The sequence below is a fragment of the Rhizobium sp. IBUN genome, assembly GCF_000510625.1.
Lineage (GTDB): Bacteria > Pseudomonadota > Alphaproteobacteria > Rhizobiales > Rhizobiaceae > Rhizobium > Rhizobium altiplani.
In genome coordinates this window covers 23,477-48,875 of the sequence record NZ_AZNV01000017.1, presented here as the reverse complement: position 1 = coordinate 48,875, position 25,399 = coordinate 23,477, and the positions used below count along the sequence as shown (strand labels likewise).

The 25,399-nt window shown below is 60.5% G+C and carries 22 protein-coding genes and 1 pseudogene; 14 read left to right on the top strand and 9 right to left on the bottom strand.

The features are described 5' to 3' along the window. Positions 1-189: 189 nt before the first annotated feature. Positions 190-714, bottom strand: coding sequence for a TIGR00645 family protein (locus RHIBUN_RS0116865; protein ID WP_018857574.1), 525 nt, complete (start codon positions 712-714; stop codon positions 190-192). Between the two features lie 155 nt (positions 715-869). On the opposite strand from RHIBUN_RS0116865, the gene RHIBUN_RS0116860 reads away from it, so the two are divergent. Beyond that, positions 870-2,549 carry a formate--tetrahydrofolate ligase gene (locus tag RHIBUN_RS0116860; RefSeq protein WP_025660417.1) on the top strand — a complete coding sequence of 560 codons (1,680 nt, stop codon included), beginning with the start codon at positions 870-872 and terminating at the stop codon, positions 2,547-2,549. Positions 2,550-2,605: 56 nt separating this feature from the next. Further along, the gene (locus RHIBUN_RS0116855; RefSeq protein WP_025660416.1) at positions 2,606-2,860 is read left to right on the top strand and encodes a hypothetical protein; all 255 of its coding nucleotides are present in this window, start codon (positions 2,606-2,608) and stop codon (positions 2,858-2,860) included. Between the two features lie 53 nt (positions 2,861-2,913). Here RHIBUN_RS0116855 and RHIBUN_RS0116850 read toward each other — a convergent pair whose 3' ends face one another. Then, positions 2,914-3,765: an extensin family protein gene (locus RHIBUN_RS0116850; RefSeq protein ID WP_018857577.1), complete on the bottom strand. Its 852-nt coding sequence runs from the start codon at positions 3,763-3,765 to the stop codon at positions 2,914-2,916. Between the two features lie 264 nt (positions 3,766-4,029). Here RHIBUN_RS0116850 and RHIBUN_RS0116845 point away from each other — a divergent pair, with 264 nt between their 5' ends. The 8 genes from RHIBUN_RS0116845 (at position 4,030) to queF (ending at position 14,669) form a co-directional block, all read left to right on the top strand. Next, positions 4,030-6,333, top strand: coding sequence for a TonB-dependent hemoglobin/transferrin/lactoferrin family receptor (locus tag RHIBUN_RS0116845; protein WP_018857578.1), 2,304 nt, complete (start codon positions 4,030-4,032; stop codon positions 6,331-6,333). Positions 6,334-6,581: 248 nt separating this feature from the next. Next, on the top strand, positions 6,582-8,771 hold the full coding sequence (locus RHIBUN_RS0116840) for an anthranilate synthase (protein WP_025660415.1): 2,190 nt from the start codon (positions 6,582-6,584) through the stop codon (positions 8,769-8,771). A 17-nt stretch (positions 8,772-8,788) separates the two neighbouring features. Beyond that, positions 8,789-9,496, top strand: coding sequence for a DUF2161 family putative PD-(D/E)XK-type phosphodiesterase (locus RHIBUN_RS0116835; RefSeq protein WP_018857580.1), 708 nt, complete (start codon positions 8,789-8,791; stop codon positions 9,494-9,496). 254 nt (positions 9,497-9,750) lie between these two features. Continuing rightward, positions 9,751-10,209 (top strand): (2Fe-2S)-binding protein, encoded by a 459-nt coding sequence (locus RHIBUN_RS0116830; RefSeq protein ID WP_025660414.1) that lies wholly within the window; start codon positions 9,751-9,753, stop codon positions 10,207-10,209. 3 nt (positions 10,210-10,212) lie between these two features. Then, positions 10,213-12,372, top strand: coding sequence for a xanthine dehydrogenase family protein molybdopterin-binding subunit (locus RHIBUN_RS0116825; protein WP_025660413.1), 2,160 nt, complete (start codon positions 10,213-10,215; stop codon positions 12,370-12,372). 11 nt (positions 12,373-12,383) lie between these two features. Continuing rightward, a complete protein-coding gene (locus RHIBUN_RS0116820; protein WP_025660412.1) occupies positions 12,384-13,037 on the top strand; it encodes a hypothetical protein in 654 nt (217 codons plus the stop codon). A gap of 252 nt (positions 13,038-13,289) precedes the next feature. Next, complete coding sequence (gene emfA, locus RHIBUN_RS0116815) at positions 13,290-14,204, top strand: CDF family cation efflux transporter EmfA (protein WP_025660411.1); 915 nt, start codon at positions 13,290-13,292, stop codon at positions 14,202-14,204. Beyond that, on the top strand, positions 14,205-14,669 hold the full coding sequence (gene queF / locus RHIBUN_RS0116810; RefSeq protein WP_025660410.1) for a preQ(1) synthase: 465 nt from the start codon (positions 14,205-14,207) through the stop codon (positions 14,667-14,669). Positions 14,670-14,714: 45 nt separating this feature from the next. Here queF and RHIBUN_RS0116805 read toward each other — a convergent pair whose 3' ends face one another. Both RHIBUN_RS0116805 and RHIBUN_RS0116800 read right to left on the bottom strand, forming a co-directional pair. Beyond that, complete coding sequence (locus RHIBUN_RS0116805; RefSeq protein WP_025660409.1) at positions 14,715-15,509, bottom strand: glycosyltransferase family 25 protein; 795 nt, start codon at positions 15,507-15,509, stop codon at positions 14,715-14,717. Positions 15,510-15,635: 126 nt separating this feature from the next. Continuing rightward, positions 15,636-16,439, bottom strand: coding sequence for a DUF2076 domain-containing protein (locus tag RHIBUN_RS0116800; RefSeq protein ID WP_025660408.1), 804 nt, complete (start codon positions 16,437-16,439; stop codon positions 15,636-15,638). A 214-nt stretch (positions 16,440-16,653) separates the two neighbouring features. On the opposite strand from RHIBUN_RS0116800, the gene RHIBUN_RS0116795 reads away from it, so the two are divergent. The 3 genes from RHIBUN_RS0116795 (at position 16,654) to leuA (ending at position 20,702) form a co-directional block, all read left to right on the top strand. Further along, complete coding sequence (locus RHIBUN_RS0116795; RefSeq protein WP_018857588.1) at positions 16,654-17,241, top strand: ATP-dependent Clp protease proteolytic subunit; 588 nt, start codon at positions 16,654-16,656, stop codon at positions 17,239-17,241. 229 nt (positions 17,242-17,470) lie between these two features. Continuing rightward, on the top strand, positions 17,471-18,655 hold the full coding sequence (locus RHIBUN_RS0116790; protein ID WP_025660407.1) for a benzoate/H(+) symporter BenE family transporter: 1,185 nt from the start codon (positions 17,471-17,473) through the stop codon (positions 18,653-18,655). A 331-nt stretch (positions 18,656-18,986) separates the two neighbouring features. Continuing rightward, positions 18,987-20,702, top strand: coding sequence for a 2-isopropylmalate synthase (gene leuA / locus RHIBUN_RS0116785; protein ID WP_025660406.1), 1,716 nt, complete (start codon positions 18,987-18,989; stop codon positions 20,700-20,702). Positions 20,703-20,746: 44 nt separating this feature from the next. On the opposite strand, the gene RHIBUN_RS0116780 is transcribed toward leuA, so the two are convergent. After that, positions 20,747-21,136: a helix-turn-helix domain-containing protein gene (locus tag RHIBUN_RS0116780; protein ID WP_025660405.1), complete on the bottom strand. Its 390-nt coding sequence runs from the start codon at positions 21,134-21,136 to the stop codon at positions 20,747-20,749. 72 nt (positions 21,137-21,208) lie between these two features. Between RHIBUN_RS0116780 and RHIBUN_RS33535 the strand changes: the two are divergent. Then, positions 21,209-22,185: pseudogene (locus tag RHIBUN_RS33535) on the top strand (zinc-binding dehydrogenase). A gap of 5 nt (positions 22,186-22,190) precedes the next feature. Here RHIBUN_RS33535 and RHIBUN_RS0116770 read toward each other — a convergent pair. From RHIBUN_RS0116770 to RHIBUN_RS0116755, 4 genes are all read right to left on the bottom strand, one after another. Next, the gene (locus RHIBUN_RS0116770; protein ID WP_018857592.1) at positions 22,191-23,033 is read right to left on the bottom strand and encodes an anti-sigma factor; all 843 of its coding nucleotides are present in this window, start codon (positions 23,031-23,033) and stop codon (positions 22,191-22,193) included. Position 23,034: 1 nt separating this feature from the next. Then, on the bottom strand, positions 23,035-23,541 hold the full coding sequence (locus RHIBUN_RS0116765; RefSeq protein ID WP_025660404.1) for an RNA polymerase sigma factor: 507 nt from the start codon (positions 23,539-23,541) through the stop codon (positions 23,035-23,037). Positions 23,542-23,710: 169 nt separating this feature from the next. Further along, positions 23,711-24,271 carry a hypothetical protein gene (locus RHIBUN_RS0116760; RefSeq protein WP_025660403.1) on the bottom strand — a complete coding sequence of 187 codons (561 nt, stop codon included), beginning with the start codon at positions 24,269-24,271 and terminating at the stop codon, positions 23,711-23,713. 150 nt (positions 24,272-24,421) lie between these two features. Beyond that, positions 24,422-25,360, bottom strand: a complete 939-nt coding sequence (locus RHIBUN_RS0116755; protein ID WP_100248171.1) for a metallophosphoesterase — start codon at positions 25,358-25,360, stop codon at positions 24,422-24,424. Positions 25,361-25,399 lie beyond the last annotated feature (39 nt).

The window sequence follows — 25,399 nt, the reverse complement described above, 5'->3', positions numbered from 1 at the left end:
ATATTTGCTAGTGCGAAACAGGAAGGCGCGCAGCGATTAATTTCAAATGTATTACTTTAACCACAGCGGATCGTCCCATGGTTGCGTTTTTGTTTTCCAAAAACGCAACTTCAGGCACAATCGAGTTCCTCTTCTACGCCGCAGGAAAGCACACGGGTTCGCCGGAGAATAGCGCAAAGCGTCTTCGAATCACTTGGCGATCAGATCTTGTCCTTCACCCTTGGCCTTTTTTGTCAGCTGCTCGAGGAAACCGAGCATCACCGCGGAGACGACGAACGCAAGATGCATTGCCGTCAGCCACATGATTTTGCTGTCGGTGTATTGCTCGGCATTCAGGAAGACCTGGAGGAGGTGAATCGATGAAATTGCCACAATCGACGAGGCCACCTTGACCTTGAGGCTGCCGGCGTCGAGCTTGCCAATGAACGAGACGTCCTCTTCGCTCTCGTCAAAGCGGCTGACGAAGTTCTCGTACCCGGAGATCATCACCATAACGATGAGGCTCGCGACCAGCGCTGCGTCAATCAGGCCGAGCATGGCCAGGATCATTTCCCCCTCGTTGAGGACAAACACGCCGCCGGCCACCTTAAGGAATTTGTAACCGAAGGACACGGCGTACACGGCGAGCGCAAGAGCGAGACCGAGATAGAAGGCGACGAGTATCCAACGGCTCGAAAGGATGATGCGCTCGACAATCAGTTCGAGTGATTTCATGTCCGGTCCTCGCAATGTTAGAATCAATGCCTGACAGATAGCGGCTTGGATGAGCGTTGGGCAACCAGCGCGCTATTCACAGTCTCGGCATATTTCGCTATCCCGTTGAAACAATATGGCCGCGCCTATCGAGCGCAGAAAACCGGGGAACGGGGATGGCAGCACACAAGTCCGACATCGAGATCGCGCGCGCGGCGAACAAGAGACCGATCTTCGAGATCGGTGCAAAGCTCGGTATTCCGGCCGAGCAATTGGCGCCTTATGGGCATGACAAGGCTAAGCTCAGCGCGCAATTCATTGCCGCGCAGGCAGACAGGCCCGACGGCAAGCTGATCCTCGTCACGGCAATCAATCCGACCCCGGCAGGCGAGGGCAAGACGACAACGACCGTCGGTCTCGGCGACGGGCTGAACCGGATCGGCAAGAAGGCGATCGTCTGCATCCGCGAGGCCTCGCTTGGGCCATGCTTCGGAGTGAAGGGCGGGGCGGCGGGCGGCGGCTATGCCCAGGTCATTCCGATGGAAGACATCAACCTGCATTTCACCGGTGATTTCCATGCGATCACGTCGGCCCACAATTTGCTCGCAGCGATGGTCGACAATCACATCTATTGGGGCAACGAACAGGATATTGACCTCAGGCGCGTCACGTGGCGGCGCGTCATGGATATGAACGATCGGGCGCTGCGCGAGATGGTCTCTTCGCTGGGTGGTGTGGCCAACGGCTTTCCCCGGCAGAACGGCTTCGACATCACGGTCGCTTCCGAGGTGATGGCCATTCTTTGCCTCGCCAAGGACCTCGAGGATCTGGAAGAACGCCTCGGCAACATCATCATCGGCTACCGTCGCGACAAGTCGGCCGTCTATGCCCGCGACCTGAAGGCCGATGGGGCTATGGCGGTTCTTCTGAAGGACGCCATGCAGCCGAACCTCGTCCAGACGCTGGAAAACAATCCGGCCTTCGTCCATGGCGGCCCCTTCGCCAACATTGCCCACGGCTGCAACTCGGTGATTGCGACGAAAACGGCGTTGAAGCTTGGCGACTATGTCGTGACCGAGGCGGGCTTCGGCGCGGATCTCGGAGCCGAGAAATTCTTCGATATCAAGTGCCGCAAGGCGGGACTGAAGCCGGATGCCGCCGTCATCGTTGCGACGGTGCGTGCGCTCAAGATGAACGGCGGTGTAAAGAAGGAAGATCTCGGAACGGAGAATGTCGCTGCGCTGAGAAAGGGCTGCTCCAATCTCGGGCGCCATGTCGCCAACGTTCGCAAGTTCGGCGTTCCGGTTGTCGTTGCCATTAATCATTTTATCTCGGACACCGATGCGGAAATCGCTGCGGTGAAGGAGTATGTCTCGCGCCTCGGGGCAGAAGCGATCCTCTGCCGGCACTGGGCCGAGGGCTCTGCCGGTATCGAGGAGCTTGCTTACAAGGTGGTCGAGCTCGCGGAATCGGGACAGTCGAGATTCGAGCCGCTTTATCCCGACGATGTCTCCCTGTTCGAGAAGATCGAGATCGTCGCTTCGAAGATTTATCACGCAGGAGAGGTGACCGCTGACAAGGCGGTGAGGGACCAATTGCTTGCCTGGGAAGAGCAGGGTTATGGACACCTGCCGGTCTGCATGGCCAAGACGCAGTACTCCTTCTCAACCGATCCGAACCTGCGGGGTGCGCCGGAAGGGCATATCGTGCCGGTCCGTGAAGTTCGCCTATCGGCGGGCGCGGGCTTCGTTGTTGCCATCACAGGCGAGATCATGACCATGCCCGGCCTGCCGAGATCGCCGTCGGCGGAGCGGATTTACTTGAACGATCAAGGGTATATCGAAGGGTTGTTCTAATCTTCGATTAAGGACGGGAGAGCTTATTGTCCCAGCCTATCAATTTGGAACCGATAATGTCGGCCTATTGGCGAAGCTGCGTTTTTGCCGTGGCTGCAGTTGTTTCTGTGATGGCAAGCAGCGCTGCGACCGGTGAGTCGGTTGCTACCGAACAAAGCATGGCCGACTTCATGAAGGGCAATCCCGACTGCGTGGAGTTCAACGATCAATGTTCGATCTGTACCGTGGTCGACGCCAAGGCCAATTGCTCCACGCCTAAGATAGCCTGCATCAAGAAGCCTTATGTCTGTACGCGGCGTTCGGACAAGTGAGTTGACGTCGACGGATGGCCGAGAGCCGCGATAAGGGACATTGGCGAAGCTTGCTAATGACAGTAGCGATATCCGCCCTTGCGTTCCAAGACATCGAGGTGGAAGTGGGTTTCGTGTGCTGCATCGCTTTCCGGATCCAGCACTGTCGTGAAGAAGAGGCAGCCTGCGGAACTGACTGTGCGCTGGAAGGCACCGATCAGAGTCGAATCCTCGCGGCGAGGCTGCACGGCGATATCCTTCCCTTTTTCGAAGCTGAAACTTGCGATGTCGATCGCGTTGCCGCGGGCATGCTCGGACACCTTGCCGGTCTCGGCACCATTGCGCAGGCGACAGATGTAGGATGATGCCTGGTTGATGCCGACTATGCTCCCCTGATCCGGCGCGGCAACGCGGGCGGCCGGGATGACACTTTCCTTCATCCAGCGGGCGAGGCCGAGAGCCACGGGGCATCGGAAGACGGCATCCGGTTTTATCTTGATGCCCGGAAGGACCTCGGTGACCTTGATGGGCTTGTCGATGCCGCAACCGTTGCCATCATCGATGCGCGAGATGTCCTTGAAGACGACGCCAAGGGCCTGAAGCTCCTTCACACATTCAGAATGTTCCGCATCGCTCTCGGGGGCGATTGTCAGGTGTTGCTCCTCGAGCGTCTGCTGGGAGGGGAGCTTCGGCCCCTGCTTTTCCAACGGAGGAGAAGAGCCGGAAGGCGGCTGAGTGACCGGCGGCGTTTCGGTATCGGGCCTTTCCGGTTTTGGTTCGGGCTTAGGGGGAAGTCCTGGCGTGGGTTCTGCTGTAATTGATTTACCCGGACGGATTTCAGGTCGAGGGCCTTTCTCCGGCAGGCCTGCGTTGGTCAGGAGGCCAATGCAGCTCAGCGCCGCCAGTATCACGATGATCTTCTTCACACATCCACCCTTGTACGTTCGCCCCGGGGAGAGAACGTGCGGATGCGGTTTTCGTTGCAATTTCGCAACGTTGATTGCTACGGTATAAATATGACTTATTAAATCAAGATATCGCGGGTCTGATATATTGACAATTATAGTCATGTTTTTTATGCGGCGAAAAGAAGGCGAGAAATCTTGCCTGAAAGCCTAGCCAGCCCATCGAAAGCGCAACCGCGCCACGACCAGCCAGCCCGGTGACATTTCTCTCAAGGGGTTGTTTTCATGATCGTCCGGCACTCGCGCTCGGTTCTTTTGGCTTGCACGGCATTCGTCACGCTCGGCCTTACATCCATTTCACTAGCACAGACGACGGAGAAGCCCGCCGCGTCTGCCGGCGACAGCACGGTGCTGCAGCCGATCGTGGTCAAGGGCAAGCGCGTTGCAGCTAAGCCCGGCAGCGTTGCCGACACGCCGCTCGCCTCGCAGACGACGCAGGAAACGATCCTCAAGAAGAACGTCAACAACCTTGCGGATTTTGGCCGCACGGTGGATCCGGGCGTAACCTATGTGCCGAAGCAGGGCGGTGCCTTCCTGCGCGGCCTTGGTGGTCCCCGCATTACGACGATGGTGGATGGCGTTCCGATCCCGTTCCTGTCGAACGCTGCGCGTGCCGCCAACCCGATCACGGACACCACCAACGCCGACGGCGGCATGAATACCTTCGACTTCCAATCGCTTTCGACGCTGGATGTCGTACGCGGTGCGGACTCCAGCCGCGCCGGTTCGGGCGCGCTCGCCGGTGCATTTGTCCTGCGCACATTGGAGCCGGAGGATCTGATCGAGCCCGGCCGTGATTGGGGCGGCGTTACCAAGTTCGACTATGACGGTACCGACCGCAGCGCTGGCGGTTCTCTGGCTGTTGCAAAGAAGATCAACAACACCTCTGTCCTGTTCCAGGGCTCGTATCGAAAGGGGCATGAGATCGAGAACAACGGCAAGGTCGATACCATCGGACCGACCCGCACGGAGGCCAATCCGGCCGACTACGACCAGAACAACCTGCTCTTCAAGCTGCGGCAGCAGCTGGAAGGCGGCCACATGGTTGGGATCACCGCCGAACGCTTCAGCCGCGATACGACGACCGATCTGAAAACCCTTCAGGGCGCAACAACCGGCTCTTCCCGAGTCTACAAGATCGGCGACTATGACGGTACGGAAGACAATCGGCGTGAACGCGTTTCGTTGGATTACCAGTTCGAGGCGCCCAGTGCTGACTCGACCTTTGATGCGGCACGGATGAGCCTTTACTGGCAGCGTCTGACCCGTGAGGCAGGTGCCGAGGGTACCCGCGTCGGCACCGTCGCCGGCCCCTGGCTGCGCAACAACCAGATTCAGGAAAACGACTATGGTTTGACGGGTAACCTCACGTCCCGCTTTGCGACGGGCACATTTGAGCACGAGGTCAATATTGGCGGGGATGTCTCGCTCTTCAACGCGACATCCTTCATCGACGGCCTCGACGCTTGCATTCTCGGAACTGCCAGCGCTACCGCGAAGGCCTTTTCATGCCCGAATCTTCATGCCGACCAGGCTGATATTCCTGATGTCGATGGAGCACGCCTTGGCCTCTTCGTCGATGACAAGATCTCCTTCGGCAATAGCGGCTTTGCCCTCACGCCCGGTTTGCGCTTTGACTGGTACGACTACGACCCGAAGCAGACGGCCGCCTTTGAAGACAATCCGGGCTTTGCGGCCAACGGCCTGCCTGATGGAAGCGACGGTTCGCGCTTCTCGCCGAAGCTGCTTGCAACTTATCAGGTCGCGCCCGCAGTCGAACTCTTTGCGCAATGGTCAATGGCCTTCCGCGCGCCGACCATCAATGAACTCTATCTTGATTTCTCCAACCCTGCCTTCGGTTACGCTACCGTCGGCAATCCCGACCTGAAGCCGGAAACGGCGAACGGTTTCGAGATCGGCGCGAACTTCGGTGATAGCGATACGGGCGGTCGCGTCACGGCGTTCCACAATCTCTACCGGAACTTCATCGACAGTGAGACCAGCTTCGCCAATCCGCTCTATCCGGCGGGCCTGACCAGCTATTTCAATCGAAATCGCGTCCAGATATCGGGCGTCGAATTGGAGGCACATAAGCTCTTCGACAACGGCATCAACCTCCACGGCTCGCTTGCTTATGCCTACGGCAAGGACACCGACACGAACGAGTATCTGCGCTCGGTCGCGCCGCTCAAGGCAATTGTCGGCGCCGGCTATCAGCGCGAAACCTGGGGCACGGACCTGTCGCTTGTCACCTCCGCCGGCATGCGCAGTGACGGCAACACCAGGACCTTCGACGCACCTGGCTATGGCGTTGTCGATCTGACGGCCTGGTGGGAGCCGGAACAGACCAAGGGGCTGCGTATCCAGGGCGGCATCTACAACCTGTTCGATAAGACCTACTACAACGCCGTTGCGCTTAAGGACCTCAACAACACGACGGTCCCAAGCAATAGCAATACGGCGCAACCGCTGGACTTCTATTCGGAGCCTGGCCGGGTGTTCAAGATCTCGCTCGTACAGCGGTTCTAACGCGAGGGAAGGGCGGCCGTTGTGCCGCCCTTTTTATTCCCGGATTTCGGCTCTTGCGCTTGGTCCGATCTCACGCTAACAATTTCGCCCATGAACACGTCCTTGAATATTGCAGTTTGGTGGTGGGCTCGCTGAGGCGGCCTCGACCAATCGTGTCCAAAGACGACGATGAGCCGCCCGGAAAACGCCAGGCGGCTTTTTTGTTTTTAAGGCTGCCTGTCATCCGGGCCCGATAACGGAGTGGAACAATGGTAACGATCCTTCGTGATGACGGAGCGGAAATTTACGAGACCCGGGGCGGTATCACCGTTACCCGGCAGCGGCGCGCGATTCCTTACGCCGATGCGGTCTCCTCCTATATCGACAAGCTCGACGAGCGCCGCGGTGCCGTCTTCTCGTCGAATTACGAATATCCGGGCCGTTACACACGTTGGGACACCGCCGTCGTCGATCCGCCGCTCGGTATTTCCTGCAATGGCCGCCAGGTTTGGATCGAAGCCTACAACGAGCGTGGTGCGGTAATCCTCGCCTTTGTCGCCGAGCGCTTGAAGACAATTTCCGACCTCGTGCTCGGTGCGACCTCGGCACGCCGTCTCGACCTAACGGTGAAGACGCCGGAGCGCGCGTTTACCGAGGAAGAACGCTCGAAGATCCCCACCGTCTTTACGGTGCTGCGCGCCGTCACCGATCTCTTCTATTCGAAGGCGGATGCGAGCCTCGGCCTCTATGGCGCCTTCGGCTACGATCTTGCCTTCCAGTTCGATGCGATCAATCTGAAGCTGACGCGCCCGGCCGGCCAGCGCGACATGGTGCTCTACCTGCCGGATGAGATCCTCGTCGTCGACAACTACTCGGCCAAAGCCTGGATCGACCGCTACGATTTCGAAAAGGGCGGGCTTTCCACCGAGGGCAAGGCGGGCGACATTCCTGCCGAACCCTTCCAGCGCACGGATGCCATCCCACCGAAGAGCGATCATCGCCCCGGCGAATACGCCGATCTTGTCGTCAAGGCGAAGGAAAGCTTCCGCAAGGGCGACCTCTTCGAAGTGGTTCCCGGCCAGAAATTCATGGAACGCTGCGACAGCAAGCCGTCCGACATTTCCAAGCGGCTGAAGGCGATCAACCCGTCGCCCTATTCCTTCTTCATCAATCTCGGCAACCAGGAATATCTCGTCGGTGCTTCGCCTGAGATGTTCGTGCGAGTGTCGGGCCGCCGCATCGAAACCTGCCCGATCTCGGGCACGATCAAACGCGGGGATGATCCGATCGCCGACAGCGAGCAGATCCTGAAGCTCTTGAATTCCAAGAAGGACGAGTCCGAGTTGACGATGTGCTCGGACGTCGACCGCAACGACAAGTCACGCGTCTGCGAGCCAGGTTCGGTCAAGGTCATCGGTCGCCGCCAGATCGAGATGTATTCGCGTCTCATCCACACCGTCGACCACATCGAGGGCCGACTTCGCGACGACATGGATGCCTTCGACGGCTTCCTCAGCCACGCCTGGGCCGTGACGGTGACCGGCGCGCCGAAACTCTGGGCCATGCGCTTCATCGAAAGCCATGAGAAGAGCCCGCGCGCCTGGTATGGCGGCGCGATCGGCATGGTTGGCTTCAACGGCGACATGAACACTGGCCTGACGCTGCGCACCGTGCGCATCAAGGACGGCATCGCCGAAGTCCGGGCAGGGGCGACCTTGCTCAACGATTCCGATCCGCACGAAGAAGAAGCCGAAACCGAACTGAAGGCCTCCGCCATGCTTTCCGCCATCCGCGATGCCAAGGCCGGCAACTCCGGCAAGGTCAGCCGCGACGTTGCCGTCGTCGGCAAGGGCGTCAAGATCCTGCTCGTCGACCACGAAGACAGTTTCGTGCACACGTTGGCGAATTATTTCCGCCAGACAGGGGCGACGGTCTCCACCGTGCGCACACCGGTGCCGGAGGAAATCTTCGACCGGCTGGATCCTGATCTCGTCGTGCTGTCGCCGGGGCCCGGCAATCCGAAGGACTTCGATTGCAAGGCGACGATCAAGAAGGCGCGGGCGCGCAACCTGCCGATCTTCGGCGTCTGCCTCGGCCTGCAGGCATTGGCGGAAGCCTATGGCGGCGAGCTTCGCCATCTGGCAGTGCCGATGCATGGCAAGCCGTCGCGTATCCGCATTCTTGAACCTGGTTTGGTTTTCTCCGGCCTTGGCAAGGAAGTGACGGTGGGCCGCTATCACTCGATTTTCGCCGATCCATCGACTCTGCCGCGTGAATTCATGATCACGGCGGAAAGCGAAGACGGCACGATCATGGGTATCGAGCACACCAAGGAGCCGATCGCGGCGGTGCAGTTCCACCCGGAATCGATCATGACGCTTGGCGGCGATGCCGGCATGCGGATGATCGAGAACGTCGTCGCCCATCTCTCACGCAAGGCAAAGACCAAGGCGGCCTGACGGCGGCGCGGCTCTCGATGGAAACCTCGCTCTATCTGCCGGTCAAAGGCTTTCTGGAGGCGGCAGGCTATGTCGTCAAAGGCGAGATCGGCGGATGCGATCTCGTCGGCTTGACCGAGGGCGAGCCGCCTGTCGTGGTGGTGTGCGAGTTGAAGCTCAGCTTCAACCTCGAGCTCGTCCTGCAGGCGGTCGATCGCGCCGCCATGAGCGACGAGGTGTGGATCGCTGCCCGCGTGTCCGCCAAGGGACGCGGGCGCGAGGCTGACAAGCGCTACCGCGATCTTTGCCGCCGCCTCGGGATCGGCATGCTCGGCGTGTCCGACGGCGGCGACGTCAGTGTCATCGTCAGCTCGGTTTCGCCGATGCCGCGCACAAATCCGAAACGCCGGTCGCGGCTGGTCAGGGAACATCAGCGCCGGCGCGGCGATCCCGCCGTCGGCGGCAGTACGCGTGCGCCTGTCATGACGGCCTATCGCCAGCGTGCGCTGATCTGCGCTGCAGCACTCCAGCAGGGTTTGGTGCGACCGCGCGACATGAAGACGCTGGCGCCGGACGCGGGGAAGATCCTGCTCGGCAATGTCTACGGTTGGTTCGAACGGCGAGACAAGGGCGTCTATGCCCTGACGGCAGTGGGCGAAGCGGCGCTCCTCCGCTGGCCGCAATCCGTCAGCATCGCTGCTGAAGGCGGTAGTACAGGTATCGTTGACCCGGCGGAGAATTTCTGACGCCATCCGGAATGAGCAGTGGTCGCCGGCATAGCACTTGTGCGCACGCAGCCCCAAGATTGTTGGCTACAGGACCGCGCAATTGAACGCCGGCTTAGCTACGTGCGGCGGTCGATAGGCCGGACCTCCAGTAACGCAACCTTTATCGGAGGCCCGTGGTCGCGGCGTTCCAATCGCCCTAGCTTACCCGTTGTGAAAAATGCTGCGACGCTCGCTGGGGCCGCAATGGGTCCAGCCAATCCCGAGGCTCGACCATGATTACGTTCACGCTCAATGGACAGAAAAGAACTTTTGACGGCGATCCGGATACGCCGCTGCTATGGGTTATCCGCGATTTTGAAAGGTTGACAGGCACGAAATACGGTTGCGGCGTCGCCCAATGCGGCGCCTGCACTGTGCACATGGACGGCTTTACGCGTCGCTCCTGCATTACCCCGATTTCGACAGCTGAGGGCTCCGAGATCATTACGATCGAAGGGGTCGAAGGCAAGGAAGCGGAGGCTGTGAAAACCGCCTGGATCGCGATCGACGTGCCGCAATGCGGCTACTGTCAGTCGGGCCAGATCATGTCGGCCGTCTCGTTGCTGCAGAACATTCCCAAGCCGACCGACGAGGATATCGACGGTGCCATGGCCGGGAATATCTGTCGATGCGCCACCTACCACCGGATACGCGCGGCCATTCACAACGCCGCTGCTTCGATGGAGGGTTGAGCCATGACGATCCAGGAAATTTCAACAACGCGCCGCGCCTTTCTTGCGGGCACGGGTGGATTGGTGATCGGCTTTGCGCTGATGCCGAAGGTATCCGCCTTCGCCGCCGAAAGCGGTGTGCAGGCCGGTGGCCCGGATTCGCTGGTGACGCTGAACACCTTCGTCAGGATCGGCACCGACGATATGGTGACGATCCTTTCCAAGCATATCGAGTTCGGGCAGGGGCCGTTCACTGGCCTCGCGACGCTGGTGGCCGAAGAGTTGGATGCCGATTGGGGGCAGATGCGCGCCGTGCATTCGCCCGCCGACGACAAGGTCTATGCCAACCTCGCCTTTGGCTTGCAGGGCACCGGGGGTTCGTCATCCATCGCCAATTCCTACGAGCAGTTCCGCAAGGCGGGCGCAACGGCACGGGCCATGCTGGTTGCGGCAGCCGCCAATGAATGGAACGTGCCGGCTAGCGAAATCACGGTCGAAAAGGGCCGCGTCAAGCATGCCGGTTCGGGCAAGGAGAGCGGCTTCGGTGCGCTGGCAACGCAAGCCGCGGGCATCAAGCCGCCGTCTAACGTCAATCTCAAGAACCCCGCGAACTTCACGCTTATCGGTCAGGAATTGCCGAAACTCGACACGTTCTCCAAGACCAATGGCCAGGCGATCTATACGCTGGACATCGTGCCCGACAATCTTCTTGTCGCGGTGGTGGCTCACCCGGATCATTTCGGAGCTGCGGTCAAATCCTTCGACGACAGTGAAGCCCGCAAGGTAAAAGGCGTGGTCGATGTCAAGCAGCTGCCGCAGGGAGTTGCCGTCTATGCCGACAATACCTTTGCCGCACTGAAGGGCCGGTCAGCGCTGAAGGTCGAGTGGGATCTGTCGAAGGCGGAAACGCGCTCCAGCAACCAACTCTCTGCCGACTACGCCAAGGCGCTGAGCGAAAAGGGCATCGTGGCATCTGACAAAGGCGACGTCGAAAAAGCCTTCGGCGATGCAAATCTGAAGATACTGGAGGCCCAGATCATCTTTCCGTTCCTTGCCCATGCCCCGATGGAGCCTCTCGACGCGGTCTTCATCAAGGCGGCGGATGGAAGTCTCGACGTCTATAATGGTGCGCAGTTTCCCGGAATGGACAAGGCGACGGCGGCGAAGATCGTCGGGCTTGATCCGTCGAAGGTCCGGCTGAATACCCAGATCACCGGCGGCAGCTTCGGGCGCAAGGCGCAGTTTGGTTCGCCCTATATGCAGGAGGCGGCGGCAGTCTTTGCGGCGACCGACCAGTCGCGTCCGGTCAAGCACATGTGGACGCGCGAGGACGATATTCGCGGCGGCTATTACCGCCCGATGTATCTTCACAAGATGCGCGGCGCCATCGATGCGGATGGCCGCATCGTCGCCTGGGATCAGGCGATCGTCGGCCAATCGATCTTGGCCAAGGCGGATCTCGACAGCACTTCGGTCGAAGGGGCCTCGGACCTGCCCTACGACGTGCCGAACCTGCGAGTGGTGTCGCATAATGTGAACCTGTCGATCCCGCCGTTGTGGTGGCGGTCGGTCGGGCATACGCATACCGGATTTGCGGTCGAGACTTTCCTCGACGAACTGTTCCAGATGGCTGGCAAGGATCCGGTTCTGGGGCGGCTCCAGCAGTTGAAGGAGGACCCGCGTTACGCGGGCGTGTTGAACAAGGCCGCCGAGCTTGCCGATTGGGGAGGGAAGGTCCCCGAAGGCAGAGAGCGCGGCGTGGCGGTGGTCAAGAGCTTCAACACCTATGTCGGCCAGGTGGTCGAAGTCTCGGCTGGGACCGATGGCGTGCCTCGTGTCCACAAGGTCTGGTGTGCGGTCGATTGCGGCGTGGCGATCAACCCGAACGTCATCAAGGCACAAATGGAAGGCGGCATCGGCTATGGTCTCGGCGCGGTGCTGTTCGATGCCGTGACGCTTGGGGAGGGCGGCGCGATCATGCAGTCGAACTTCCACGACTATCGGTCGATCCGGATCAATGAGATGCCGGATGTCGAGGTCGCCGTTATCAAATCCGATGCGCCGCCTACGGGTGTCGGGGAGCCAGGCGTACCGCCCGTCGGACCCGCGACGGCGAATGCCTGGCGGCGACTGACCGGTGCGCCGGTTCGCAGCCTTCCGATCGTTGCCGTGGCGACGAGCTGAGGGAGGCGGAGATGAAAAGCAGACTAGCACTCGCCTGCGCAGCAGGCGGCCTCTCTCTTCTTGCGGCTTTGCCCGCCTCGTTCATGGCGCTGGCGCAGACGGCGCCCGCGTCCGACATGTCGACACTCAAGCCCGCGGCATCCTTTTCGTCGATCGCCGATCAGAAGGCGCGCTCGGTCGCTCTCTTCGAAGAGGCAAGCAAAGTGATCGAGCATCCCCGATGTCTGAACTGCCATCCGGCGGGCGACAGGCCGCTGCAGACGATGGCGATGCATCCGCATCAGCCGCCGGTGACCCGCGGCGATGGCGGAATGGGTGTGCCCGGCATGATGTGCAATACCTGTCACGGCGCGGACAATGCCACTGTCGTGGGGCAATCGCCGACGTTGAAGAGCATTCCCGGCAATCCGGCCTGGCATCTGGCGCCGATCGAAATGGCGTGGGTGGGCAAGTCGCTCGGCGAAATCTGTCAGCAGCTCAAGGACCCGGCCCGCAACGGCGGCAGGGATCTGAGCAAGATCGTCGAGCACATGTCCCATGACAGCCTCGTCGGCTGGGGCTGGAACCCCGGGGAGGGCCGCGAGCCCGCGCCGGGCACCCAGGCGGAGTTCGGTGAGTTGATCAAGGCCTGGGTCGACACGGGAGCCGCCTGTCCGGCCGGATGATGAGACGGCGTCAAGCGTCGGTCAGTCTCGACGCTTGACGACCCTAAGGTTCGGCTCCAGGCGCTTTTTCGAAGCCGAGCGTCTTGTAGAGGGCCTGGTTTTGTGACCTTGACCTTTGACAAACGGTACGGCTTCGCCCATATGAACCCCATTGGCCGCCTGTGCGATTTTCGCGCGGGCGGTTTTGCGTTTGGATAGGTTGGTTTCTGCAATTCATTCGCATCCGCACCGATGTCTGCGCAGGGGATGAAGATGGACGAGAAGGGCAATCTTACGGTTCGGCGGTTGGCGCTCTGGGGCATCCCGATGTCGTTCGGCGTGATGGGCCTGAAGATGCTTGCATGGTGGATAACCGGTTCGGTGGCATTGCTGTCGGACGGGCTGGAATCGACGGTCAACGTCGTTGCCGCCTTCATCGCCTTCTTCGTCATCCGCTATGCGCAGAAACCGGCCGACCACGATCATCCGTTCGGTCATCATAAAGCGGAATATCTTTCGGCCGTAACCGAGGGCGCGTTGATCGTCGTGGCGGCGCTCTTGATCGTCAACGAGGCGATTGGGCATCTCTTCGATCCCCAGATGCTGGATGCGCCGGCGCTCGGTCTTGCGATCAACTTCGTCGCCGGCGTGATCAATGCCGTCTGGGCGCAGATCCTGATCAGAACCGGGCACAAGTATCGCTCGGCAGCGCTGACGGCGGATGGCCAGCATATCATGTCTGACGTCTTCACTTCGGTCGGCGTTCTTATCGGCCTGCTTCTGGCGCTGGCCACCGGCTATGCAATCTTCGACCCTGTGCTTGCCATTCTGGTTGCCGTCAACATTCTTTATCAGGGCTGGAAGGTGATCTCGAATTCGATCGGTGGCCTGATGGATCAGGCTGTCACATCCGAGGAGGAGGAGGCGATCAAGCAGGCGATTGCCACCCATGCCGCCGGCTCGATCGGCGTGCACGATCTGAAGACGCGCCGCGCGGGCGCGGTCACCTTTGTCGATTTTCATCTTGTCGTGCCGGCAGCCATGTCTGTAAGGCAGGCGCACGATATCTGCGATCGCCTTGAAGATGCCATCCGTGCAGCGCATCGGGGCTCCAGCATCGCCATTCACGTGGAGCCGGAGGGCGAAAAGGCTCATGGCATCCGCGTCAAAGTCATCAAGGAGGCTTGAATGCCCACAACAGACGTATCCAACCTGTCCATGCTGGGTAGCCAGACGGAATCTCCGAAATCACCCGAAGAGGCCGTTCTTGAGAAGGTGCCGTCGAGTCATGCCAGCACCGACTATGTCGTCCGCTTCACAGCACCGGAATTCACGTCGCTCTGCCCGATGACGGGCCAGCCCGATTTCGCCCACATCGTGATCGATTACATCCCGAACGAATGGCTGGTGGAATCGAAGTCGCTGAAGCTCTTCCTGCATGCTTTCCGCAACCATGGTGCATTCCACGAGGATTGCTCGGTCTATATCGCCAAGCGGCTTGTCGAATTGCTCGACCCGAAGTGGCTTCGAATTGGCGCCTACTGGTATCCGCGCGGTGGTATTCCGATCGACGTCTTCTGGCAGACCGGCAAGCCGCCGGAGGGCGTGTGGCTGCCCGACCAGGGTGTCGCAACCTATCGCGGCCGCGGCTGATGATTTGAAAAGAGTCGGTGGCGATCGTCTCGTATCGCCGTCGTATCAGTCGCCTGATTTGGTGGGATCGAGCGGGAAGCTTGCGCGATCCATCCGCAGCGGGCGCTTCACGCCGCCGAGCCAGCCCCGGATCAGGTTTCTCGTCTTGATGCCCTCGAGGCAGAGCCGCATTAGGTTCTTGCGCAGCTTGCTCCGGGGGGTGAAGGCGCGGTCGATCGACCTGCGTACGAAAGCCGTCTTGTCGGCGCTGCCGTCCAGGAACTGCATCTGGATGACCGGCGCCGGTTCGATCTGGTAGGCCTTCAGCCAAGCGCGATGCCACATATAGGCATCGAGGAGGCCGTAAATCTTGGTATCCTCGAGCATCCGTTTTGCCGCGCGCGGGCCGATGACGTAGCCTGCTGTCCCGACACGGTTCTGGAACACCCGTGTTGCCCTGTAGATGCCGTCGGTCCAGACGGGCGTCCTTGCCAGGATATGCGGGCGCGGCGCGAATTCGAGATCGTAGGCGCAGTCGCCGTCCTCGGCGCGCGCTTCAATGCTGGCGAGTACATCGGCAAAGCTTTCGGCAAGCACCGCATCGTCTTCGAGGATCAACGTCTGCTCGTTGCGGTCGATGATGATCTGCCAGGCGATCCTGTGCGAGGTGAAACAGGCAACGTCTTCGCGCAGCGTCGGGCTCGGCCAGCTGTTTGCTGCCTTCTGGCAATCTTCTGCAGAAAGGTCGCGGGCTTCGAACGCATCCAGGAACTTGAAATCGAGGCCAAGTCTGCGCATCTGCTGCGTCTGGAACTGTCGTCTCTTCTCCTCGGCCTTCCGACTGATGATAAGGATCTTCACTGATGCCCGCCTGCTCGACAATGTCGGCGGACCTTATCCGCCCGGCGGGGGCTTATCAATCGATGCGGTGCCATGCCCACGGAAACTCGGGGCCAATGGCCGATTAGGCGGATGCCGGATCTCGGATCAGACGTCGAAGCTGTCGTCATTGTCGGATTGATCGTCGTCGCTGTCGTCGTAAGCGGCCTGCTGCAGACTGGCATCGTCGTTATCGTTGTCATTATCGTCGACGACCTGTTGTGCGTTGCCGGTATCATTCGATGCCTGCTGCTTGTCGCCGTCGCTGTTGAAATAGTTGTTGATGACAGTCTCTTCAGTCGGCGCGTTGCCGAAGGGATTGTTGCCGGCAAGCGGGCTACCCCAGCCAAGCGACGACATGTGGCTCCCGAAGATCCCGCTCAGCGAATTGGCAAGCAACATGCCGCCCGCAACGCCAGCCGCCGTGCCGAGCGCGCCCTGCAGGAAGCTGCCGCCCGCGGAAGGTGCCGCCGCCTGTGAGCTCCAGGGACCGGTCGGCTGCTGCGGCACGGCTCGAGGTGACGTGTCGAAGCCGCGCTCCTGCTGGATCTGCTGACGCGGGGCGCTTCCCCACGGACCGGAGGAGGGCGGAGGCGCCGCCGGCTGCTGCGGTGCCTGGCTGCTGCCGAAGATCGAGCTAAGGAAGCCGCCACCCTGTTCGGCCTTGTGGTATTCGCTTTGGTCGGCCTCGAGCAGACGAATGCGCTCCTCCAACTGCTTGATGTGGTTGGCTGCCGCTTCGAGGCCCTTCTCTTGCACGATCACGGCTTGCGCAAGATAATAGGTGGCATAAGGCTGCTCGCGCGTTCCCTGATCGATCAGCGCTTCGGCGTCATGGTCACGCGGCGTTGCCGATGCGGTGCGGACGCGCTCGAAAAGGGCGGTCAGCAATTGGCGTTCTTCAGGTGACATGGCCGGTCTCCTTTGTTGCTGGCGATTTGCGCCTAGGGATGACGTAGGAACCGATTCGGACTTTTCAAAGCCGCGCTAAGTTACATCGCCGTAACCCGGCCCGGCTGCCTAACCATATCTTCACCCGTTCCGTGGCTTGTCTTTTTCCCGCATTGTTTTACGCATGGAGTCGCACTATGTGCGGTGAACCGAATTGGACGTAAGAGAGGTTCGAATGTACGAAGAAGAAGAACAGGACGACAAGACGAAGGAACTGCCGCTCGGCAAGGAAACGGAGGCGAACCTTTTTAAGTCGCGTTCGATCTTCATCTACGGGCCGATTACGCAGGAACTCGCGCAGAAGGTCTGCACGCAGCTCGTCGCGCTTGCCGCGGCCAATGACGACGATATTCGCATCTACGTCAACTCGCCCGGCGGTCATGTCGAATCCGGCGATTCGATCCATGACATGATCAAGTTCATCAAGCCGAAAGTCTGGATGATCGGAACCGGCTGGGTCGCATCCGCCGGCGCGCTGATCTATGTCGCGGCTCCGAAGGAACAGCGCCTTTGCCTGCCGAACACGCGCTTCCTGCTGCACCAACCGTCCGGCGGCACGCGCGGCATGGCTTCCGATATCGAGATCCAGGCTCGTGAAATCATCAAGATGAACGAGCGCCTGAACAAGATCATGGCTGAAGCCACCGGCCAACCCTACGAGAAGATCGCTGCCGACACCGACCGCGACTATTGGCTGTCTGCTGAAGAAGCGAAGGCTTACGGCCTCGTCTCGCGCATCATCACGTCGCAGGCCGAGATCTGATTTTGAGCTATGAGAAGCGCCCTTGCCTGCCAGACAGCGGGCGAGGGCGCTTTTTTGTCGTCTGATGCGTCGTGACCCTTTGATGTGGCTGGTCTGAGCGAGCTCTGTTGGCCATCGGGCCCGCCAGACAGCGGGCTAGCAGGAAGCAGAACCATATCGGCTCTTTCTGCCCTTGCCTCGCCGCGTTCCCTCGTGCTCCATGCGGACTTTCCGCTGCTCGAGTCCCGCGATGCTCAAAGATTTTTCCATCCAGGCCCTGTTCATGGGCATCCTCACCACCTTCGTGGGATTTGCCAGTTCGTTTGCCGTTGTCCTGCACGGCCTGCAGAGTGTCGGCGCGACGGATGCGCAGGCGGCGTCGGGTCTTATGGCGCTGTCGATCGCGCTGGGGCTCTGTGCGATCTTGCTCAGCAGCGTGACGCGGCTGCCCATCAGCATTGCTTGGTCGACGCCGGGTGGGGCGCTTCTTGCAAGTACCGGTGTGGTTGAGGGTGGGTTCAATGCGGCGGTCGGTGCGTTTCTGATTTGCGCGGTGCTGATCGTCATCGCCGGCCTGTTCAAGCCGCTCGGCCGGGCGGTGGCCGCCATTCCGGCGCCTCTGGCCAATGCAATGCTCGCTGGCGTTCTGATCGGCTTGTGTTTTGCCCCGGTCAGGGCGATCAGTTTCAATGCGTTGCTAGGCTTGCCGATAGCGCTGGCGTGGATTGTCGTCGGCGCGTTCAAGCGGCTCTGGGCAGTGCCTGCGGCGCTCGCAGCCTTTGTGCTGGTGGTTGCCTTTGGCGTGGAGATTCCCGATGGAGCGCTCGGCTCGATCGAACAAGCGCTGCGGCCGCCCAGAGAGTTCGTTATGCCCGTCTTCAACTTGCCGGCTTTCATCTCCATCGCCCTGCCGCTTTTCATCGTCACCATGGCGTCGCAGAACATTCCCGGCATCGCCGTCTTGAAGGTGAGCGGCTACACGCCGAAGCCCGGGCCGCTTTTTTCCGTGACCGGACTGTTCTCGATAGTCTCGGCGCCATTCGGCGGCCATGCGGTGAATCTCGCGGCGATTACCGCCGCGATGTGCGCCGGCCAGGACGCGCACCCCGATCCCGCGCGACGCTATTGGGCTGTCCTCGTCTCAGGCATCTCCTACGTTATTCTCGGCCTGCTGGCAGGCGCGGTGACGACGTTCGTTGCCTTGGCGCCGCCGATCCTGATCCAGGCAGTGGCCGGTCTCGCACTGGTCGGGGCGTTTTCCAGTTCCGCCATGTCGGCCTTCCAGGCACAAGACTCGCGGGAGGCGGCAGCCATCACGTTTCTGGTGACGGCATCGGGCGTTTCCTTCGGAGGAATCTCGGGCGCATTCTGGGGATTGCTCGCCGGAGGGCTGATGCTGGCCCTGTCACGTATCGTGCAAGCGGCGAAAAAATAGACGGAGGGATTGCCAGTTTTTTGTACCCCGGCTATAAGCGCGACCATGAAGAACACGGGCATCACGATTTCTGAGCAGGTTGCTCGCGGGCGCATCGCGCTCCGTGACAACACGCGTGCCCTTACCTCGCTTCTTCTCCTCGGCCTTACGCGCGGTTGCCGGGTCCGTTGAGGAGCGCCCGGCGGCCGAAAGCCCGCCCAGGCCATCGCTCCTCGTGACCAATCCCGAAAACTGATCAGCCGGATGCTTTCGCATCGGATTCGTCATCGCCAAGCCAGACCCGATACGCTATGACGCGGCTGGCCAGATGACGGGAAGAGGAAGAGAAGACATGGACACGAACACCCGCTCCCAAACCAAAGGCATGCCCGAGGCGGCGATCAAGTATCGCGCCTATCCGCAGGTAAATATCCCTGACCGTACGTGGCCATCGAAGACGCTGACCAAGGCGCCGATTTGGTGTTCGGTCGATCTGCGCGACGGCAATCAGGCGCTGGTCGATCCGATGGGCCACGACCGCAAGGCCCGCATGTTCCAGCTGCTGCTCGACATGGGCTTCAAGGAAATCGAGATCGGTTTCCCGTCCGCGTCGCAGACCGACTTCGATTTCGCGCGCTGGTGCGTCGAGCAGGGCAATGTGCCCGACGACGTCTCGCTGCAGGTGCTGGTGCAGTGCCGTCCGGAGCTGATCACCCGCACCTTCGAGGCGCTGGAAGGCGCGAACCGCCCGATCGTTCACTTTTACAACTCGACCAGCGAATTGCAGCGTCGCGTGGTGTTCGGCAAGGACGTCCACGGCATCAAGCAAATCGCCGTCGATGCGGCAAAGATGATCTCCGACATGGCGGCGAAGGCCGGCGGCGGCTATCGTTTCGAATATTCGCCGGAGAGCTTCACCGGCACCGAGCTCGACGTGGCGCTGGACATCTGCAACGCCGTTATCGAGGTGATGAAGCCGACGCCCGATAACAAGCTGATCATCAACCTGCCGTCGACCGTCGAAATGGCGACGCCGAACGTCTATGCCGACCAGATCGAGTGGATGTGCCGCAATCTCGACAACCGCGAAAACCTGATCATTTCGCTGCATCCGCACAACGACCGCGGCACCGGCATCGCCGCCGCCGAACTGGCCCTGCTGGCGGGCGCCGACCGCGTTGAAGGCACGCTCTTCGGCAATGGCGAGCGCACCGGCAACGTCGACGTCGTCACCATGGCGCTGAACATGTTCACGCAGGGTGTCGACCCCGAGATCGACTGCTCTGATATCGTACGGATGAAGGAAGTCTTCGAATATTCGAACCAGATGCCGATCGGCGAGCGCCACCCCTATGTCGGCGAACTGGTCTATACAGCCTTCTCCGGCTCGCACCAGGATGCGATCAACAAGGGCATGAAGGCGATCAAGGTCGCCAACCATCCAGTGTGGGAAGTGCCTTACCTGCCAATCGATCCGCAGGACGTCGGTCGCTCCTACGAGGCGATCATTCGCATCAACTCGCAGTCCGGCAAGGGTGGCATCGCCTATATCTTGCAGCAGGATTACGGGCTCAATCTGCCGCGTAACCTGCAGGTCGAATTCCGCGAAGACATTCAGCGGATCACCGATGAAGAAGGCAAGGAATTGCCGTCGAAGCGGATCTACGACCGTTTCGTCGAGCGCTACGTGACGCAGCCGCAAGGCCGCATCAAGTTTGTTGACCACCACACCTATGCCGATCCCGAGCGCAAGGGGCAACGCATCGTTGCCGCCGAAATCACTGATAACGGCGAGACGAAGCATATCGAGGGCAGGGGCAACGGCCCGGTCGACGGCTTTATCAACGCGCTCTCGCACTATCTCGGCATCGAGATGTCGGTCGAGGATTATTCGGAGCATTCGCTGCAGCACGGTTCGAACGCTGCCGCGATCTCCTACGTCGAGACGTCCTATCCTGGCGGCAAGCTCTTTGGCGCCGGCATCAGCACGAACATTGTCGGGGCGTCGCTGGAGGCGATCGTCTCGGCTGCGAACCGCGTGCTTGAGGTGCGGGCGGGAAAGGCCTGACGAAATCAGCGCAGCGGAGTATTCTGCTGCGCACTTTATCCGGCTCAGGCAGCCAGCCGTGCCCGGTTGCGTGGCCGCACGATACAGTCCGCGATATCGTTTGCCTCGTCCTGTGCTTCGGCATGTTTCTGACCCCATTTGCAGAGCGCCAACAGAACCGGTTCCAACTCCAAACCCACCTCAGTTGCCGAATGTTCGACGCGTGCAGGTACCTCTGCGAAGATCTGCCGGGTCACCAGACTATGCTTCTCCATCTCGCGCAGCTGCTGGATCAGCACCTTTTGGGTGATCTGTGGCAACATCCGCTTGAGCTCCGACAGGCGCTTCGGGCCATCGAAGAGATAATAAAGGATGATGGGCTTCCAGCGTCCGGCTATCACCTTGAGCGCCCGCTCGACAGGCAATCTGGGCAGCTTCTTGATCGGAGCGGTCATGGTCACCTCCTGGTGGGTATAGCACCAAATTGCTAAGGCGCATCTCACGCCAATTCAAACGTGAGGTTTGCTATGAAAGCCATCCGCTACGACCATTTCGGTTCGCCCGAGGTCTTGACCTGTGTCGAGCTGCCGGTGCCCGACTGCAGGCCGGCGAAGTGCTCGTCAGGGTTCACGCCGTAGGCGTCAATTTCTTTGACGTCTTGATGCGCGCTGACCGCTACGCGGTGACGCCTCTGTTGCCGATGCTGCCGGGCGTCGAAGTTGCCGGAGTGGTCGAGAAAGTGGGTGAAGGCATCGATGGCACTCGGCTTGGGACGCGAGTTGCCGTGCCGCTCTTTGCCCTCGGTGGCGGAGGCGGATACGCCGAATATGTGGCGGTCGACGCAGGATATGCCGTGCCTATACCCGAAAGGCTCCCCTTTTCCGGCGCAACTGCCCTGGTGGTGCAGGGACTGACAGCATTGCATATGGTCCAGCAAAGCTCGCTGATGGGCAAAACGGTCCTTGTTCATGCCGTGGCAGGTGGCGTGGGTTCCTTGCTGACCCAGCTTGCCAGGCGTCGCGGTACTCGGCGCGTGATCGCGACGGCAGTGAGCTCAGCGAAGCGATCGCTGGCGCTGGAGATGGGGGCTAATCTGGCTATAGACTATAGCGCCCCCGGCTGGGAAACGTCTCTAGCTGGCCTCCGCCCGGACGTTGTTTACGACACGATTGGTGGCGACACGACGCGTGCGTCGCTCGCGGTTCTCGCGGATGGCGGCGAACTTGTCTTTGCGGCCGGTTCGCAGCCACAGCCGAGGACATTGCCCGCATGCTCGACAAGAACCAGTCGCTGAGAGGCTTTGCGCTTCTGCCGTTGCTGGGAGCAGGTCTTGTTCCCGATCTCCAGTCGCTCTTCGAACTGGCCGCTTCCGGGGAGCTGAGGCTCTTACCCGGGCGCCAAGTTTCCGCTTCACGGCGCAGCGGAGGCGTATCGGGCGATCGAAAGCCGCATGGCAACGGGGAAGGTGGGTCTGGTGTCCTATAGCTTTTCAATTCAACCCTGAAAGGCTCAGATCGATGTGGCGACCTGCATGGCGAGCTGGCCAAGCGAGGCTTCCGACGACGGGCCAACGAGCACATAGGATGTGCCGGCATTGTGCCAGGAAACGACGCCGATCTCGTCCTTGATCGTTTCCTTGAAATCGTCTGCCTCGGAAGGCAGGTTGTCCTTGCGGAAACAGATGGAAGCCAGGTCGCCATCGGAGCTGGTGTAGACGAGTTGGCCGACCGGCCTGCTGTCGCCGATGAAGACGCGGGCACCCTGGAAGGTCCAGCCCTGTTCCGACAGGTCAGGGACACGGAACGCAACGCCGACCGTTGAGGTCAGCCAGGTAGAAATTTCCTCTGCCTGGGTCGACGGAACCTCGAAAATATGACGGGGCTGGCGGGCGATAAGCCGCTGGTTGGCGATGACGTCGGTCAGCCACTCGTTGGAGTCAGGAATGGCTTCCATCGTTGTCGCGGCAGGCGATTGCATGGTGCTCATGCTGCCGGCGGCGAAGAAGCCGATGCCACAGCCGGCAATGAGGAGGACGATTGCAGCCGCAAGAGCCTGTGGGCCGATCGGCGCAAGTTTGAAGGAGGGCCGCGAAACGCGCGGTGCAACCGGAGCCTTTGGTGGCTGCGCGCTCTTGATCGACCGCACGAGGGCGAGGGGAACCGGCTCCCTGAGAACGTCGTCGAGGCGGTGCTTTCCGAAGTCGGCGCCGTGTCGCAGCTTGTCGTAGAGCCGCTTGGCACCCTCGTCGGTGGCCAGGCGCTGCTCAAGCTCATGCTTCTGTTCGGGCGTCGTCTCGCCATCCAGCAGGGCGGCTAGCTGAGCATCGAGCGGCAGTTTCTTGAAATCGAGCAATTCAGTACCTGTGAGGATAGTTGTCCGCGACACTGGCGAAATGCAGTCTCGCCGCGGCAAGCTGGGATACGACGATGTTGATGGTGACACCCATGATGTCGGCGGCCTGCTGATAGCTGTGCCCTTCGACAACAACCAGCAAAAAGGCGCTGGATGTGCCTTCCGGCATGTCGGCGATCATGCGGTGGATGACATCGGGATCGACAAGCGAGGTGCGATCGCGGTTCGCTTCCCGGATATCGGTGACATTGCCCTTGGGAGCGGGGTGCGGCTTCCGACGCCGATGCTCGTCCGTCCAATGTTGGCGGGCGAGGGCGTAGACCCAGCTTTCCAGGCGGCCTTCGCCATTCCATTGTCCGCTCTTGGCGATGGCGCGCTCACACGCCACTTGTGCGAGTTCGTCCGCACTCGCTGCGTCACCTGCAAGGGTCATCGCGAAACGCCGCAGTCGGGGCAGAAGGCCCACCAGGTCGCGTCTGATATCGATGGTCGTCACGGGTTGACGCATAGTCTTTCCAGGTAATGCTTGGGCGATCGGCGAGAGCGCCCAGCAGCAGATCGATTTATATTGCTTCTGTGTCCTTTATGAAACAAGTACCGGATGCTTCGCAAGCATCCGGCGGCCTATCCCACGGGTTCTCAAAGCTTTTCTTCATTAGGCTCGGCTCGGATCAACGTCAGTATGTACGATAACCATTCAGTGCCTGCAGCAGCGAGCGATAGGCCCAGGTCTGCTCGCCGCCCCGATCCCGGATCTCGACGAGCTGGACGCGCGCTCCCTGCACGTCACCCTGTTCCACCAAAGCTTGTCCCATATATGACCGTGCCAGAATATAATTGTCGTCCGCCTGCAGCGCCTTGCGGTAATACGACATCCCCAGCTCCATTCTGCCCGCCTTGCGGTTGGCATAGCCGAGATAGTTCAGGATGCGCGGATCGTTCTGGTTCCTGGCAAGCTGAAGCACCGTCAGGGCGTTGTCGTATTGACCGGCATAGGCAAATTCGCGGGCAGCCTTGTAGAGTTCATCGTCGTTGAACGAATTCTTCTTCGGGACCACGCATTCCTTGCGCTTCGCATCCCAAACCTTGCCGCCGGCACATTTTGTCGTCGTTTCGGTCTTTGGCGGCGGCTTGGTTTCGTCGCTTTCGTCGCCGATGGCCAAGGCGGATGAGGAGACTGCGAGGGCAAGCGAGCCGGCCAAAGCCAGACTGCGAAGACTGATCGACGCGATGGGCATGCAATAACTCCGTGAATTGGTGCTGCCGAGGGGACAAGTTTACGTGGCAATCGCCAATTGCCAAGACCTCGGATGCTTTGCCAAATTCAAGATATCGTCATCTTTAGTTCCTGAAACAGCTTGGCGAAGAAGATGAATCCAAAAACGGCGCTAAGCCTTGAAAATATCGACGCTTTCGCTGCACACACCATCGCCCATGGAGTTGATGCTGAACCGTTCCCCGGTCAGCTCCCAAGCACCCGGTGCGCCATCGATCGAGAAGAGGTTGTAGCCGGCACGGGGTTTCAGCCCGCCGGGCCCCTGCGATGCAGAGGCGATACCGACGACGGGAACCGGACCAGTCTGGCCGCGCAGCCAGTGCAGCGTGTTCAAATGGGTATGGCCGTGGAGCACCAGTTCTGCACCGCCGGTGGAGATCACGGCGCCGAAGCGGCGGATGCCGATCATCCGCTTGTGGAAGGAGGTCGCGCCGCGGATCGGCGGATGGTGGATCATCACGACGCGAAACAAGCCGGCCTCGCCAGCGGCACGCAGCATGTTCACCGTATCGCGGGCCTGGCGCTCGCCGAAGAAGCCGCTGGCCGCGAAAGGGGGCGTCGCGACCGCCGTCGAACAGCCGACGATCGCGACCTTGCCGCGAACGCGAAGATAGGGAAAGACGTGGCGATTTTCCTGCCATTCGGCTGGAGCGAGGTCACCGCGCACATTGTCGTACCATGCGCGCACTGACTTTTCGTAGGCGCCGGGCACGTAGGCATCGTGGTTTCCCGGCACGACTGAATTGTCTTCGGGATCACCGAGTTCTTTCAGCCAAGCGGCTGCGGCTCGGATCTCCAGTCCGCTTGCGAGGTTCACGAGATCGCCGGTAACCGCCAAATGATCGGCTTGCTTCGCGCGTATGTCATCGAGCAGCAGATCGAGCGTGCTACCGAAAAGGTGCTTGCTCCTGTTGCGATGCCAGTTCACAAAGCCGGTAATGCGTTTGGAAAAGAGCTCGCGGACCGAAAGGCGAGGGAGAGGGCCGAGATGGATATCGGAGATGTGTGCGAGCTTGAACATGCGACGACACATAGCCCAGTCAGTCTGCAATTCAAACACATCTGCTTGAACGGATTAGCGGAATTGGAA

What these genes read in the sequence shown, in the direction of transcription:
- RHIBUN_RS0116865 (WP_018857574.1), bottom strand. Translation starts at nt 714, where the DNA reads ATGAAATCACTCGAACTGATTGTCGAGCGCATCATCCTTTCGAGCCGT.
- RHIBUN_RS0116860 (WP_025660417.1), top strand. Translation starts at nt 870, where the DNA reads ATGGCAGCACACAAGTCCGACATCGAGATCGCGCGCGCGGCGAACAAG.
- RHIBUN_RS0116855 (WP_025660416.1), top strand. Translation starts at nt 2,606, where the DNA reads ATGTCGGCCTATTGGCGAAGCTGCGTTTTTGCCGTGGCTGCAGTTGTT.
- RHIBUN_RS0116845 (WP_018857578.1), top strand. Translation starts at nt 4,030, where the DNA reads ATGATCGTCCGGCACTCGCGCTCGGTTCTTTTGGCTTGCACGGCATTC.
- RHIBUN_RS0116840 (WP_025660415.1), top strand. Translation starts at nt 6,582, where the DNA reads ATGGTAACGATCCTTCGTGATGACGGAGCGGAAATTTACGAGACCCGG.
- RHIBUN_RS0116835 (WP_018857580.1), top strand. Translation starts at nt 8,789, where the DNA reads ATGGAAACCTCGCTCTATCTGCCGGTCAAAGGCTTTCTGGAGGCGGCA.
- RHIBUN_RS0116830 (WP_025660414.1), top strand. Translation starts at nt 9,751, where the DNA reads ATGATTACGTTCACGCTCAATGGACAGAAAAGAACTTTTGACGGCGAT.
- RHIBUN_RS0116825 (WP_025660413.1), top strand. Translation starts at nt 10,213, where the DNA reads ATGACGATCCAGGAAATTTCAACAACGCGCCGCGCCTTTCTTGCGGGC.
- RHIBUN_RS0116820 (WP_025660412.1), top strand. Translation starts at nt 12,384, where the DNA reads ATGAAAAGCAGACTAGCACTCGCCTGCGCAGCAGGCGGCCTCTCTCTT.
- emfA (WP_025660411.1), top strand. Translation starts at nt 13,290, where the DNA reads ATGGACGAGAAGGGCAATCTTACGGTTCGGCGGTTGGCGCTCTGGGGC.
- queF (WP_025660410.1), top strand. Translation starts at nt 14,205, where the DNA reads ATGCCCACAACAGACGTATCCAACCTGTCCATGCTGGGTAGCCAGACG.
- RHIBUN_RS0116800 (WP_025660408.1), bottom strand. Translation starts at nt 16,439, where the DNA reads ATGTCACCTGAAGAACGCCAATTGCTGACCGCCCTTTTCGAGCGCGTC.
- RHIBUN_RS0116795 (WP_018857588.1), top strand. Translation starts at nt 16,654, where the DNA reads ATGTACGAAGAAGAAGAACAGGACGACAAGACGAAGGAACTGCCGCTC.
- RHIBUN_RS0116790 (WP_025660407.1), top strand. Translation starts at nt 17,471, where the DNA reads ATGCTCAAAGATTTTTCCATCCAGGCCCTGTTCATGGGCATCCTCACC.
- leuA (WP_025660406.1), top strand. Translation starts at nt 18,987, where the DNA reads ATGGACACGAACACCCGCTCCCAAACCAAAGGCATGCCCGAGGCGGCG.
- RHIBUN_RS0116780 (WP_025660405.1), bottom strand. Translation starts at nt 21,136, where the DNA reads ATGACCGCTCCGATCAAGAAGCTGCCCAGATTGCCTGTCGAGCGGGCG.
- RHIBUN_RS0116765 (WP_025660404.1), bottom strand. Translation starts at nt 23,541, where the DNA reads ATGCGTCAACCCGTGACGACCATCGATATCAGACGCGACCTGGTGGGC.
- RHIBUN_RS0116760 (WP_025660403.1), bottom strand. Translation starts at nt 24,271, where the DNA reads ATGCCCATCGCGTCGATCAGTCTTCGCAGTCTGGCTTTGGCCGGCTCG.